The organism is Streptomyces sp. NPDC051364 (assembly GCF_040682115.1).
In the GTDB taxonomy this organism is placed as follows: domain Bacteria; phylum Actinomycetota; class Actinomycetes; order Streptomycetales; family Streptomycetaceae; genus Streptomyces.
Window position 1 is genome coordinate 118,286 of the sequence record NZ_JBFBAH010000010.1, and the last position, 12,212, is coordinate 130,497.

13 protein-coding genes and 3 pseudogenes are annotated in these 12,212 nt (G+C 67.8%); 6 read left to right on the top strand and 10 right to left on the bottom strand.

All coding sequences use genetic code 11. From position 1 onward, the window contains the following. Window positions 1-13 precede the first annotated feature (13 nt). The 3 genes and pseudogenes from AB0M76_RS22410 to AB0M76_RS22420 all read right to left on the bottom strand — a co-directional run. Window positions 14-1,501, bottom strand: a complete 1,488-nt coding sequence (locus tag AB0M76_RS22410) for an MFS transporter (RefSeq protein ID WP_365954546.1) — start codon at window positions 1,499-1,501, stop codon at window positions 14-16. Next, window positions 1,498-1,860, bottom strand: coding sequence for a MarR family transcriptional regulator (locus AB0M76_RS22415; RefSeq protein ID WP_014173936.1), 363 nt, complete (start codon window positions 1,858-1,860; stop codon window positions 1,498-1,500). Before AB0M76_RS22415 ends, AB0M76_RS22410 begins: the two co-directional genes overlap by 4 nt. A gap of 157 nt (window positions 1,861-2,017) precedes the next feature. Beyond that, window positions 2,018-2,437, bottom strand: a pseudogene (locus tag AB0M76_RS22420) (transposase); the annotation flags it as partial. Between the two features lie 519 nt (window positions 2,438-2,956). On the opposite strand from AB0M76_RS22420, the gene AB0M76_RS22425 reads away from it, so the two are divergent. The 3 genes and pseudogenes from AB0M76_RS22425 to AB0M76_RS22435 all read left to right on the top strand — a co-directional run. After that, the gene (locus AB0M76_RS22425; RefSeq protein WP_365954547.1) at window positions 2,957-3,724 is read left to right on the top strand and encodes a dienelactone hydrolase family protein; all 768 of its coding nucleotides are present in this window, start codon (window positions 2,957-2,959) and stop codon (window positions 3,722-3,724) included. Between the two features lie 205 nt (window positions 3,725-3,929). Then, window positions 3,930-4,997 (top strand): tyrosine-type recombinase/integrase, encoded by a 1,068-nt coding sequence (locus tag AB0M76_RS22430; RefSeq protein ID WP_365954548.1) that lies wholly within the window; start codon window positions 3,930-3,932, stop codon window positions 4,995-4,997. A 66-nt stretch (window positions 4,998-5,063) separates the two neighbouring features. After that, window positions 5,064-5,273: pseudogene (locus tag AB0M76_RS22435) on the top strand (IS5/IS1182 family transposase); the annotation flags it as partial. Here AB0M76_RS22435 and AB0M76_RS22440 read toward each other — a convergent pair. Then, entirely contained in the window at window positions 5,204-5,488 is a 285-nt protein-coding gene (locus tag AB0M76_RS22440) for a transposase family protein (protein ID WP_365954549.1), read from the bottom strand. The pseudogene AB0M76_RS22435 and the gene AB0M76_RS22440 overlap by 70 nt on opposite strands. Before the next feature lie 131 nt (window positions 5,489-5,619). On the opposite strand from AB0M76_RS22440, the gene AB0M76_RS22445 reads away from it, so the two are divergent. Together AB0M76_RS22445 and AB0M76_RS22450 are read left to right on the top strand one after the other, a co-directional pair. Next, on the top strand, window positions 5,620-6,849 hold the full coding sequence (locus AB0M76_RS22445) for a hypothetical protein (protein ID WP_365954550.1): 1,230 nt from the start codon (window positions 5,620-5,622) through the stop codon (window positions 6,847-6,849). Then, window positions 6,833-7,603, top strand: coding sequence for a hypothetical protein (locus AB0M76_RS22450; protein WP_365954551.1), 771 nt, complete (start codon window positions 6,833-6,835; stop codon window positions 7,601-7,603). Before AB0M76_RS22445 ends, AB0M76_RS22450 begins: the two co-directional genes overlap by 17 nt. 226 nt (window positions 7,604-7,829) lie before the next feature. Here AB0M76_RS22450 and AB0M76_RS22455 read toward each other — a convergent pair whose 3' ends face one another. From AB0M76_RS22455 to AB0M76_RS22465, 3 genes and pseudogenes are all read right to left on the bottom strand, one after another. Beyond that, window positions 7,830-8,126 (bottom strand): hypothetical protein, encoded by a 297-nt coding sequence (locus AB0M76_RS22455; RefSeq protein ID WP_365954552.1) that lies wholly within the window; start codon window positions 8,124-8,126, stop codon window positions 7,830-7,832. A gap of 109 nt (window positions 8,127-8,235) precedes the next feature. Beyond that, window positions 8,236-8,616 (bottom strand): annotated as a pseudogene (locus AB0M76_RS22460) (hypothetical protein); the annotation flags it as partial. A gap of 161 nt (window positions 8,617-8,777) precedes the next feature. Beyond that, window positions 8,778-9,116: a hypothetical protein gene (locus tag AB0M76_RS22465; protein WP_365954553.1), complete on the bottom strand. Its 339-nt coding sequence runs from the start codon at window positions 9,114-9,116 to the stop codon at window positions 8,778-8,780. 68 nt (window positions 9,117-9,184) lie between these two features. Here AB0M76_RS22465 and AB0M76_RS22470 point away from each other — a divergent pair, with 68 nt between their 5' ends. Beyond that, entirely contained in the window at window positions 9,185-9,502 is a 318-nt protein-coding gene (locus tag AB0M76_RS22470; protein ID WP_365954554.1) for a hypothetical protein, read from the top strand. Between the two features lie 107 nt (window positions 9,503-9,609). On the opposite strand, the gene AB0M76_RS22475 is transcribed toward AB0M76_RS22470, so the two are convergent. The 3 genes from AB0M76_RS22475 to AB0M76_RS22485 form a co-directional block, all read right to left on the bottom strand. Next, window positions 9,610-9,837: a hypothetical protein gene (locus tag AB0M76_RS22475; RefSeq protein ID WP_365954555.1), complete on the bottom strand. Its 228-nt coding sequence runs from the start codon at window positions 9,835-9,837 to the stop codon at window positions 9,610-9,612. Window positions 9,838-10,258: 421 nt separating this feature from the next. Then, window positions 10,259-10,825, bottom strand: a complete 567-nt coding sequence (locus tag AB0M76_RS22480) for a hypothetical protein (RefSeq protein WP_365954556.1) — start codon at window positions 10,823-10,825, stop codon at window positions 10,259-10,261. Between the two features lie 820 nt (window positions 10,826-11,645). After that, window positions 11,646-12,173 (bottom strand): helix-turn-helix domain-containing protein, encoded by a 528-nt coding sequence (locus tag AB0M76_RS22485; RefSeq protein WP_365954557.1) that lies wholly within the window; start codon window positions 12,171-12,173, stop codon window positions 11,646-11,648. Window positions 12,174-12,212: the final 39 nt, after the last annotated feature.

The following is a 12,212-nucleotide window of genomic DNA, read 5'->3' on the forward strand; positions in this document are numbered from 1 at the left end:
ACGGCTTCGATCCTCAGCTTCCGGTTCGACTCGACCGGCCCAGGCCCGGCACACCGACTGGGGCTGTGATCGGATTGGTCTCGGGTGAGCGTCGGCGGGCGAGGGCGAGGCTGGCCATCGTCGTGATCGCCATCGCGACGACGCCCACCAGCGCCGCGGTCGTGTAGGCGTCGTCGTTCGGGAAGAGGCGGCCCGTGGCGGTGCCGGCGGCCAGGACCAGACCGCCGATGGCGCTGCCCAGGGAGTACCCGACGCTGCGGACGACGTAGTTGAAGCTCATGGCGCTCGACGTCTCGCTCTTGGGGGTGACGGCCAGGATGACGCCGGGCATGGCGGCCGAGAAGCTGCCGACGCCGAAGCCGAGCACGCCCATGGCCGCGAGCAGTTCGGCCAGGTTGGACCGGGCGGCGGCGAACAGGACGAACCCGCCGCCGACGATGGCGGCGCTGCCGGCCAGGAGCAGGGGGCCGTCGATCCGCGTCCGGACCCGCGGCGTGAGCTTGCCGGCGACGAACCCCAGCACGGAGAACGGGATGAGGACCAGCCCCGCCACGAAGGTGGTCAGTCCGAAGCCGTAGCCGGCGCTGTGCGGCGTCTGCGCGTAGCGGGTGATGAGCGTGAGCAGGAGGTACATGCCGCTCCCGCCGACGAACATGGCGATGTTCGCCCCGGCGACCGCCGGGTGCCGTACCGCCCGGACGTCGACCAGGGGCGTCTTGGTTCGCAGTTCGGAAACGGTCCAGACGCAGAGCAGGAGTACGGCGGCGACGGCAAGGGTCACCGCCACGGCGAGGTGTCGGCTCCACAGGTTCCTCTCGCCGGCCAGGAACAGGACGAGGAGCAGTCCACCCGCCAGGACGAGCGCACCGGCCACGTTCACGTGGGCGGAGCGGCCTTCGGGGGCTTCGGGCATGGAGCGCCAAGCGGTCAGGAGGGCGGCGGCGGTGACGACCAGGCCGAGGCCGTAGGCGGCCCGTACCCCGCCGAGCTCGGCGAGCAGTGCGGCCAGCGGGTAGCCGACGCCGGACCCGATGATCGAGACCACCGAGATCAGGGCGATCACGGCCGCGCTGCGCTCCTCGGGGAGGTGGTCCCGGGCCACGCCCATCATCAGCGCCGTCAGCCCGAGCCCGAAGCCCTGGGCCGCCCTGCCGGCCAGCAGCCACGCGAACGGCAGCGGCAGCACGGTGAGCGCGCTGCCGGCGACGACGACCGCCAGCGTGGCGAGGATCGTGGCCCGCCGGTGCCGGCCGGCTCCGAGCCGGCCCAGGACCGGCGTGGCGACGGCGCCGCTGAGCAGCGCGACGGTCAGCGTCCACTGCGCGCTGCCGAGCGAGACGTGGAACGAGGTCGCCACGCTGGTGATGAGCGGCGTCCCGAGGCTGGCGACCGCCGCCACGACCAGAGCGATGAACATCAGGGCGGGGACCAGCAGCCGCGCCTCGGAACGCGCCACCGAGAACGCCTTCACCGCGACCCCGCCGACCGGCTGCCCGGTCACTGCTTCGGCCCTTCGCGGTCCTGGCTTTCGAGCTCTGCCAGATGCTTCAGCGCCGGAAGGGCCGCCACCAGCGCCTCGACCTCGTCGCCGGTGAGCTCGCCGATCAACCGCTCGAACGCGTGGACGCCCGCCTGGCGCCGCGTCCGGACATAGGAGGCGCCGGCCTCGGTCAGGCACACCAGCGTGACCCGCTTGTCGGACGCGTCGCCCCGCCGCTCGACCAGGCCGGACTCCTCCATCACCCGGACCAGGGCGGTCATCGCGGGCTGGGTGACGCCCTCGACCGCGGCCAGATCGGTGATGCGCCGCGGGCCGGTCCGGTCCAGGGTGGCCAGGGTGGCGGCGGACGTCAGGCTCATGTCCCGGGGCAGGCGTCTCGCGGCCCTGGTGGCCAGGCCGTAGAGGGCTGCCCCGATGGCGGCGGACGCGCCAGGAGCGGTGTCTTGACGACTCACGCTCGAAGCATAGCATTTTTATATTCATAGTTTATGGAAATGGTCGACTGGCGCGGGCGGCGCGCCCCTTGAGCAGGCCGGCCCGCCGGATCCGGGTCAGTGCCAGGCCCAGCAGCCGGTCGGCGCGGTCGCCCTCGGCGAGCCGGTCGCGAAAGTCGGACAGCACGCTGTGGTGGAAGCCGGGGTCTTCCAGTTCCAGGCCGAGGGCGTGCTTGAAGTCGATGCGGCAGCGCACTGCCTCGGCGGCCTGGCGGTCCGACAGGTTCAGCGCGTACTGCAGCACGCAGACGGTGGCCAGCTGCGCGGGCGAGAGCCCGGGGCGGCCGTCGCGCGGGTACCAGGCGGTGAAGTCCTCGTCGCTGAACAGGCCGTCGAGGCGGTCGCGGATCCACATCGCAGTGGTGCCGTGGGGGTTGCTGGCCCGGGCGACCCGCACGGTCAGCGCCGGGATCTCGGCTCCGGGACGGGGCTGGAGGGACATGTCAGGCTCCTGGGGGACATGGGCAGAACGCTCCCACAAGCCTGACGCAACGTCACGATCGTTGACTGTCCGTCCTCAAGATTCCCGACAGAGTCCGACCCGGAAGACCTGGCGCACATCTCGCCGTACCTGACCGAACACATCAACCGGTTCGGCGAGTACAGCACCCACGAACTCGGCATCCAGCCCGAGGCGTACGACCCGAAACTCGACGTCGACTTCACCCCGCTGCGCGAGCAGGACCTGACCGCCGCCGGTCTCGGCCAGGCTGCCTGAGCCGTGAGGGAACTAGCTGGTGACGCCCTTCACGGGAGCGGGCCGGTATACCCCAGAATCCTGCTGCGAGGGTCAGCCTCCAACACCGTGGCCCGGGCAGGTGATCCGATAGCGCTGCCGTGGGGGCGGGGTTTGTGACGGTTCTTGTGGGCCCTCGCCGTATTTCAGAGGGATACCCGCGCTGTTCTGCCAGCGGCAGAACACCGGCCGGACCGGGCTCGACGATCACTACAGTCCAGTCTCATGACGACGATTACGACGCGTACGGTCGAGTATCCGGCCGACGGTTTGACGATGATCGGGCACCTCGCGCTCCCGGCCGGTGTCGACCGCCGGCCCGCGGTGCTGCTCGGACCAGAGGGCATGGGGCTCAGCGACGTCGAGCGCCGCCGGGCCGATGCTCTCGCCGAGCTGGGATATATAGCGCTGGCCTTCGACCTTCATGGCGGGCGCTATTTGGGCGACCCCGAGGAGATGCTGGCCCGTTGCCTGCCGCTGCTCGCTGATCCCGAGCGGATGCGAGGCATCGGCCATGCGGCGCTCGATGTGTTGTGCACCGAACCGCGGACCGACCCCGACCGGATCGCCGCCGTCGGCTATGGCACGGGGGGTGCCGTCGGGCTGGAACTCGGGCGCGGCGGGGTCAGCCTGCGCGCGATCGGGACAGTCAACGCACTGACCACGGGCCGACCGGGCGAGGCGGCGCGCATTCGCTGCCCGGTGTGGGCCGGGGTCGGGTCGGAAGACCCGATCATGCCGCCCGCGCAACGGAACGCGTTCACCGCTGAGATGCAGGCCGCGGGCGTCGACTGGCGCCTCGCGGTCTACGGCGGCGCCTTGCACGCCTTCCACCACCCGCCGGTCGGCCACCCCGTGGTCCCCGGCGTCGGCTACCACCCACGGCACGCGCAGCGAGCCTGGCGCGACGTCGTCGACCTGCTCGCCGAGTGCCTGCCCGTGACGGAGGATCTGGGGCATGACCCAGGTAAGCATGCTGGCCCCGGGCACTGACAGTCCACTCCCCTCAAGTCAGCACAGCAGAAACGCATTCGGGCGGTTACTCGATCGCGGAGACGTATTCACAACTACCGCAGTAAATACCGGATTTACTGCGGCAGAGCCCCTACCGTGATCACCGCGACCTGCGGCGGACCAATCCGGCCGCCGGGGCGAGGTGTACGCATTTACTGCGGCAGTACCGGAAGGGCGGGACGGCGTGACGATCGAACCCGTGACCGAACTCGGGAGCGGGGGCGCACTTCGGTTGCCGCGCGCTCGGGTCGTACCTCTGTCCGCCCCGCCGTCGTCGTACACCGCGGCGGTCGAGCGGTACCTCACCGGCGCGGGCATCGCGAAGTCCTCCGCGCGGATCTACCGGATCTCCCTCACGACGTGGGGATGGATGCTCGCCGGCGAACCGCCGCCGACCGGACCCGCCCGCCGAGGCGCGAAACCGCCCGTCTTCCCCGTCGCCGCGATCGACGACCCGGCGCTGCCGGAGGTCTTGGCCGAGCTGGCGGCGGCGCGGGCGGACGAGATGGACGCCGACACCGTCAACCGGGAGCTGTCCATCGCGCGCAAGGCGATCGGCTGGTGGCAGCGCCAAGGCTGGATCGAGTGCGATCCGACGATCGGCATCGAGCGGCGGCCGGCGCCGCCGGACCGCACCAAGGCTCTCGCGGAGAACCAGATCGCCGCCCTGTGGCGCCTCGACGTCGCGCTGCGGGAGAAGACGCAGTGGAAGATGCTCTACGAGTCCGCCGCACGGGCCGACGAGGTGCTGTGTCTGAACGTGGAAGACCTCTACCCGCAGGACAAGCGCGGCAGGATCACCGCCAAGGGCGGGGCGACCGAGTGGATCCACTGGCAGTCCGGCACCGCCCAGCTCCTGCCCCGCCTCATCGCCCGCCGTACCCGCGGCCCGCTGTTCCTCACCGACCGCAAGGCCCCGGCCGGAACACCCACGCTCGACGTGTGCCCGGAGACCGGCCGGGCCCGGCTCTCCTACCGCCGCGCTGAGGAGATCTTCGAGGAGAACACCCGGCTGCTGGCAAACCCCCTCGCCTCGCCCGACGACATCGAGGACCAGGACGGCTGGACGCTTCACCGGCTACGTCACAGTGCCCTGACGCACGACGCGGAGGACGGCACCTCCACCCCGATGCTGCTGGCCCGCTCCCGCCACGCCTCCGTCCGCTCCCTGGAGCGCTACGCCCGCCCCGGCGTCGACTCGGTCGCCCGGCACGTCGCCGAACGCGACCCCGCTGCACGTCGCCACAGGTAAATCCGAGCGGATCAGTGCTTCAAGATCATCCCGTTGCCCCTTTGGCGCGTATCTCGGTCACACCCCAGCAAGGTCCATCTCGCCGCGGAACGCACATGCCGTCCGCTCGCGTTCGTCCTGACAGCCGGGCAGGCAAAGGACCAGGCCGCCGACCGGGAGAAGAAGGGTGCAAGGGGCGGCCGGCCCGTCAGACACGACGCCGATCTTCACAAGGAGCGGAACACCGTCGAGCGGCTGATCAACAAAATGAAGGCCTGGCGAGGGACCGCCACGCGCAGCAGGTCCCAGCGGCGGCTGACCGTGGACTGGCTGACACCGAAGACCGCACCCGCGACCTCCTGCGTGAGGTTCTTGCGCATCAGGCAGACCACCAGCATCACCGATGGGTACAGCCCGATCGCCGAGGGCCGTCCGCCCGGCCTCACGAGATCACCGCGCAGCTCCGCACACCGCCCGTACAGCAGAACCCGTTGCCCGCTGTCAAGCCCCATGAGAGCATCAAGGTTCAATGGTCCGTCTCCTTTCGTTTACGCTTCGCAACGCGAATGAAAGAGTGCGGGCCGTTGCCATGTCCACGATTTTGAGAAATCCACCAAGGCGGGCGAATGGCAGGTACCGTTTGATGTACACAGCAGAGCTGACAGAAGCCTGCATCGAGGATGCGAGCAACATCTTGGTTGCGCCTTCGATGTTGCAAGATAATGACTTGATCAGGGACTTCTTCGGGTCCACAATCACGCCAGAGGACCTTGCTTCTGGTTCGCCCAACCTCGCACAGAAGACCGTCTACCTGTGTGGCGATATATCCGGGATCAGCAGCCGACAACTGCATGCGGCTGCCCGGGTATTCGTTATCCGGGAGCTATCGCACGGTTACTGCGAGGAGGTCGACAAACCTTGGCCCATCGTCGACCTCGGCCGAGTTCCCATCCGCATACACGGCGTCGGCGTGTACTACCGCCGCTTTTTCGGACTCGGCACCGATCACTTCGGACGGATCCGTGCGGAGCACGCGTTCCAGTCCCTGACGGAGTCCACCAAGCCTGGAACAGCCCATCGCAGCGGAATTTATCTGACGCCCGTGACGCGAAACCGTGACGAACTGCATTTCCGCCTGCTCCGGTGCTCCACGAATCTCTCTGGGCCGACCGAGAGCTTTCGCCCGACCGACACGCGCATCGTCGAGGCTCTGAACCGCGAGGCCGCCGCCGTCTTCCGGAACCAGGCACCGCTAAATCACGTCCTCGCTCAGATCTACCACAACACCCTTGCCACGGCCGAGCGCAAGCAGTCCAAGGCCAAGATCTCGGCCCATGCCGACAAGACCAAAGACATGCCCGTCAATGGCATCATGGCCTTCTGCACCTTCTATGACCGGGTCGACAAGCTGCAGCCCCTTGCCGAAGACGCCTTCGACTACGGTGTGAAGGGTACCAGCGGGCTGACCAAACTCCACTTTCGCCTCAAGGAGCCGACCGAAGAACGCGACGGGGTCGCGCTCCCCCCGCAGTTCACCCTGACCCTCTACCCTGGCTCCGTGTTCTTCATGCCGTTGTCCACCAACCGCCTGTATACGCACGAAATCCGGCCCTCAACGTTGGACGCCGAGTTGCTCCCGACCCGCCTGGGATACGTGGTGCGCTGTTCGAATGCCGAAGCCGTTCACAAGAACGGCCACACGTTCCTCAAGGTGCCCGGAGATTTGGTGAAGCTGGGGCCACCCACACCGGCCGGCCTGAACGAGCTGCGCGGGTTGTACGCCGAGGAGAACAGGACCTCATCCTTCATTGATTACGGCGACAAATTTCTCTTCAGTATGAACATGGGAGACTACGTTGCCCCCCGAGTCTAGGATCTCGGATGAGATCCTCTCGTGCGCTTTGCCAACCGAGGAGAATCTCTTTGCGGAGCTGTCCGCATCGGCTCGTTTGGAAGACGTAGGAAAAGGGCGGCAAGGCGCCGTGCTTACCAAGATTGACGAGGCGGGTGGTTTGCCTCTCGTACGCACTACCACTCGGTACAGCAGTCCGACGCAGCATTTCCGGGCAGTGCACGAACGGCTGGCGCAACAGATTCAAGAACGTGCGGCGCTTTCGGTCGGCTTCAACAACGCTCTCATAGAGAGCTACACGAACGCTTACACCACCATGGGCAGCCATTCCGACCAAGCCCTCGACCTGGCCAACGAGTCGTTTATCGCGGTCTTCTCCTGCTACCGACATCCCGAAGCGAGCCCGCCGAGGAAGCTGATCTTCGAATCAAAGGGGTCCGGCGGTGAGAAGTTCGAGATCCCCCTCGCCCACAATGGTGTCGTCGCATTTTCTGTCGACTCGAATCGGCGACTCAGACATAAGATCGTATTGGATGCGTCCGTCCAGACAGCGGACAATCAATGGTTGGGTGTAACCTTTCGAACATCAAAGACCTTCGTTCGGTTTCGCGACGGACATGCATACCTCCCACAGGGTGCGCGCCTCATGTCGGCCGGCGATGAGCAGAGGCGCGAGTTTTATCAACTGCGGCGCCGTGAGAACAATGAAACGGACTTCGTCTATCCCCCGTTGACGTACACCATCAGCGAGAGCGATCTAATGCCGCCCGTCTGACCTTGAGGGCTTTTGAATAACCCTCATCAAGGAATCGTGAGGGTAGTAGTCGTAGGTATGGGGGCAGGAACGATGGCCACCCTCGCAGCCCAGGCTCGGAAGACCGGAAGAATCCAACAAGTGAGGGCTACTGAACGTCACCGATGCTCATGGTCACCCGAATTTGCTCGGACAGTGCTCATGATCCGCCCACAGTGCTCACGAAACCGCGGATCCTAGACGGCTGTCAGCGCAAGATGACCGGCTTCGGCAGCAGCGTGCTCAGCAGCTGGGCCGTCTCCGCTTCCATGTCCACTCCCCCGCCGAGACCTTCGTTGATGCGGGCCAGCCGCGGGGCGGCTTCGCGGAGGGCGTCCACGTCTCCGGCGGCGTGGTGGGCCAGGAAGACCTGCCGGTGGAGGAGTTCGCTCTCCTCGGCAGCCAGAAGTCCCTGGTGCACGGCCCAGAGCGCGCCGGCGTAGTCGGCGGCCTCCCGGCGGCGGGTGGACAGTTCGTAGGCGACGTCGGCGATGGCAGAGACCATCTCCTGGACGACCGGCTCGGCCCGGGCGTAGCGCTGGGGGTCGATCGCCGCGAAGGGCCGGCCGCGGACGAGCGCGAGGGCCCGGCGCAGGGCGAGCTCGCCGTCCTCGTCATGGCGGGCGAGGCCGAAGCGGGCGCGAGACCGCCGCAGCCCAGATGACCGGGGGCCGGCCCAGCCTGGTCATTCGACAGACCGTCCGCCAGCGCATCGGGCGCCGGGAGCCGCCGGACGTCCGGATGCCCTCGGCGAACCCGCCGAACCAAGCCCGCAGCCCCGTGACGGACCGGGGGCGGGCCACGGTCAGCGCCACCCACACTCCGAGGTAGACCGGCACCAGCGGGGCGGGCAGGTGCCGCTTGGCCAGCAAGACCCGGTTGCGGGCCGTCATCCGGTAGTAGACCGCGTGCCGAGCCGGGGACGTCGTCGGGTGCTGGAGCACCAACTGCGGCTCGTACAGAATGTCCCAGCCGCGGTCGACCGCCCGCCAAGCGGGCAGTGCGCAATGTGGACCGTCCCACTACGCTCGATGGGGGTTCAAGCACGGGACTGCACTCCACAGTTCCCGATCTGTCAGAGTGATGAAGCGGGCCCTGCAGGCATGATTTATCGGGCTGCACCCGGCGTACGAGCACGCCGGCTCGCCGCGAGGTCTCAAAGGTCAGGCGCGAGGAGCGTCAGGCGCAGAATCGCGGCCAGGGCCAGGGCCGCCGGAACGGCGAGCCACCATCTGCGCAGCCACTCGGCCTTCATGAACACCCATGACAGCAGTACCGTCACGACAGCCAGGGCCAGAGCCAGGCCTGCTGCGAAGTGGGCGTGGGCGACGGCCTCGCTGTCCCAGGGGCCGGCCGGTTCGACCGCGTACGCGAGCAGTTCGAGATAGGCCGCCACCAAGTTGCCCAGCGTGAGGAAGAGGGCGCACAGCATAGTGCCTGCCCGACTCGACCCGGGGCTGGGACGCTGCTGGGTTTGGTTCTTCGTCTCGTTCATCGCAACGCTCTCCCTGCGTCGTCCAGACTGGCGTCGAACAGCCGGCCGTATGCCTGTGCACCGTCGCCTTGGTAGCAGGGGCCGCCGTTGTAGCGGGCTGCGAGTTCCCGCATCTGTTCACGGGTGCCAACCGCGCCTACCTGCGTAAACGCCGGATCGTATGCACGATCCCAGAGAAGGCCGACCAGATCCGCAACCGCAAGAAGCTCGGCTCCCGCGGCGGTCGGCCCCCGGCGTTCGACAAGGAAGACTACAAACAACGCCATGCCGTCGAGTGCGGCATCAACCGCCTGAAACGGCACCGCGCGGTGGCTACGAGATACGACAAACTCGCCGTCCGCTACGAGGCAACCGTGCTGGTCGCAGCCATCAACGAGTGGCTGTGATCAGCACTTTCGCAACAGACCCTAAGCGCGGGTCACGCGGCGGGCGGCCTGCGGGCTTCGACCGCTACGACACGGAAAGGGGAGTCGCGGGCTGAAAGGCCCGCCGGTCAGGCGACCTCCTGGCGCTCGGGCGCCTTCCGCGTCTTCACCCCACCGACGATAAGCGCCAGCCCCATGGCGACGACGCCGAGGTAAGCGGTGGACGGAAGGTCGACGACCTTGTGCATCCAGCCCCACTCCGTGCCGAAGAAGGTCTGCGAAGCGAAGCTGACAAGCCCCTGGGCTCCTACGACGTAGCCGATGCTTTCGACGGTGTATCCGATGGTTGTTCGCACGGATCAACCCTCTCGCGGCGGTGCCGCAAGATCGTCCTCCACAGGGCCGAAACCACAGTAGGCCAAAGGATGCAGTCGCTTGCGGAGAGCACCGGCACAGCACCCAGCCGGGGCAGAGGAGTGGTCGACACCAGGCGGCTCGAAGATCATGCCCTACGCCCAGCGCATGGGCAGTCGTCCTTCCAGACCAGCTTGCCTCCGTTGTGGCGCACCGCGTCAGCAATGTCCGTACCCACAACACCGAGACACGGCTCCTCAGCTGCGGACGGTGCAGAGCGCGCGGGCGGTGGGAAAGCTGGTCCTCATTCTGCGTGGGCCAGGGGACACCGAGACAGTCCGTTGACAAGGAAGTCAGCCGCTCTGCCGACGAATCCAGCGCCGAGTGACGGCTCGCTTCCCATCCTCAAGGGTGGAGTGGCCCTCAAAGCCTCGAGGTTTGCTCTTTCGGGTGCCAGGCCGCCTCGGGCCAGTCGTACTCCTCGAAGCCGTCGGGCCCCTGCACGCAGGGGGCGTAGACGCTGATGAACAGAGTCGTGGTTGAGTCGTTCCACTGAACGTCGACCTGGTCGCCGCCTTCCGGGTTTTCGAATCGGAAGCCCAGCTCGCGGAGGGTTGCCCCTGCGCGGTCGCCTTCGTGGGTGAGTTTCCAACCCTGCTTCACCAGCTGCTGGCGCACGCGCCGCTGCGCGTCTCGTGCGGTGGCTTCGGGGATGTCGGGCACGCTCCAATCGAGTCCGAAGCTCCGGACGTCGCTGCGTGCCTCGTCAATGTGGGCGATGCTCCTTAGCCCTCGGTAGTAACAGGCGCCGGTGTCGACCCTGCCCGAGTCCACCGCGTGCTTTTCGGGTAGCGCGAAGCCGTCGTACAGCTCGTCGGACTGGTCCTTGAGCCGTTGCGCGACCGCGTCGGGGTCGGCCGAGGGATACGGCGCGCCGTTCCATACGCGGTTCGCCGCCGTCGCCGCAGCGACTGACAGGGCGACCAGCACGAGCCCTGTGACGGCGTACCGGACGGATCTCCTGGAGGTTCGGGCTCTACGCAGCGGGGTTTTGGGCATGCGTGTGACGGTAAACGTCTGCGTTGTGCGACGCATGAGTAGCAGTACCCAGGTGAGTTCTGGAGCACTTACGAAGGCCGGTGCCGAAGCGACGAATCGCAGAGAGCCACATGGCGTCGCTGGTCCCTGCCCTTGCTTCTCGCCGCGCTACGCGCGGCCCCCGGATGCGTTCACCACCACCCCCACCCCGCACGCCGGCACCCACGCCCCGGTGCCGGCCGGCCACGAGTACCCGGCCGCGCCTTGGCCCGCACGGACCGACACCGGGGCGGCACTCGCTGTCCCGCCTGCTCGAGCCAGCCTCGACCACCCCAGCCGGTCCCGCTCCGACTGCGGCTCACGCGTTCGACGCCCACCGCCACGCCGCCGAACGGCCGGCCTGGCATGAACCCGCCGGGTCACCGCCCCGAAGCGGGCCGCGCACCCCGCAGCAAAACCGGAAAGCGAAGCCGCGGCCGAACGCCTCCGCCGCGGCGCCGTACCGAGATGTGACCGAGCGCCTCAGTTGGCGGGGTTCGCCATCTGAAGTGCTCAATCTGCCGGGGTCGCACTTGGGCACGCCGGGCCTGCCTCAGCCGAGCCCGGCCAATTCGGCGATCGTCCCGCCGAGCACCTGGTCGCGTACCTCGCCAGTGCTGGTGACCGCCGATAACAGGCATGCACGGTCCCTTTCCAACTCTGCCGCAGGACATGCCCAGACGGCTCGGCCGGCCAATCGAGGCGACCCCTTCGCTCCTGATCGCTGCTGAGTTCAGAGGCCTTCGGTCGGCCCGCCCCGGTCCCATCCAGGTGCCCGCACGTCGATCGTGAGGCCTCCCGCCCCGACCTCCTCGCCGCAGGTCCGGCACGTCGATGTCAGATCGAGGTCGTGCTCGGCGTCGTGCTCGGAGCCGGGTCCGCCGCGATGTCTGAAGGCGACCGGCGGAGTGTCCACCGCCCAGCGGTCGCCCCAGGCCAGCAGCGCGTGCATCACCGGTGCGAGATCGCGGCCGGCCTGCGTGAGGTGGTATTCGAAGCGCAATGGGCGCTCGTTGTAGGCGCGGCGCTCGACCACGCCCGCTTCTTCCAGTGCGCGCAGTCTGGCGGCGAGGCGGTCGCGGGGGGCGCCGGTGTTGCGGACGATCTGGTCGAAGCGCCGGTTGCCGTAGAAGATCTCGCGGATCGCCAGGAGGGCCCATCGTTCGCCGACGAGTTGCAGCGCGGCGGCCGCGGAGCACGGCCGACCGGGCACCTCGGGGTGCGGAACCGAGTTCTCGCCCTGCTTCGCGTTCGAGGTCACCTCCCCATCCTCCCCCAAGTCCGTTGTGTTTTCAAACTC

Excerpts from the sequence above, each read along its gene's own strand:
- AB0M76_RS22415 (WP_014173936.1), bottom strand. The coding sequence starts at position 1,860 with ATGAGCCTGACGTCCGCCGCCACCCTGGCCACCCTGGACCGGACCGGC.
- AB0M76_RS22425 (WP_365954547.1), top strand. The coding sequence starts at position 2,957 with ATGACGACGATTACGACGCGTACGGTCGAGTATCCGGCCGACGGTTTG.
- AB0M76_RS22440 (WP_365954549.1), bottom strand. The coding sequence starts at position 5,488 with ATGGGGCTTGACAGCGGGCAACGGGTTCTGCTGTACGGGCGGTGTGCG.
- AB0M76_RS22445 (WP_365954550.1), top strand. The coding sequence starts at position 5,620 with ATGTACACAGCAGAGCTGACAGAAGCCTGCATCGAGGATGCGAGCAAC.
- AB0M76_RS22455 (WP_365954552.1), bottom strand. The coding sequence starts at position 8,126 with ATGGTCTCTGCCATCGCCGACGTCGCCTACGAACTGTCCACCCGCCGC.
- AB0M76_RS22465 (WP_365954553.1), bottom strand. The coding sequence starts at position 9,116 with ATGAACGAGACGAAGAACCAAACCCAGCAGCGTCCCAGCCCCGGGTCG.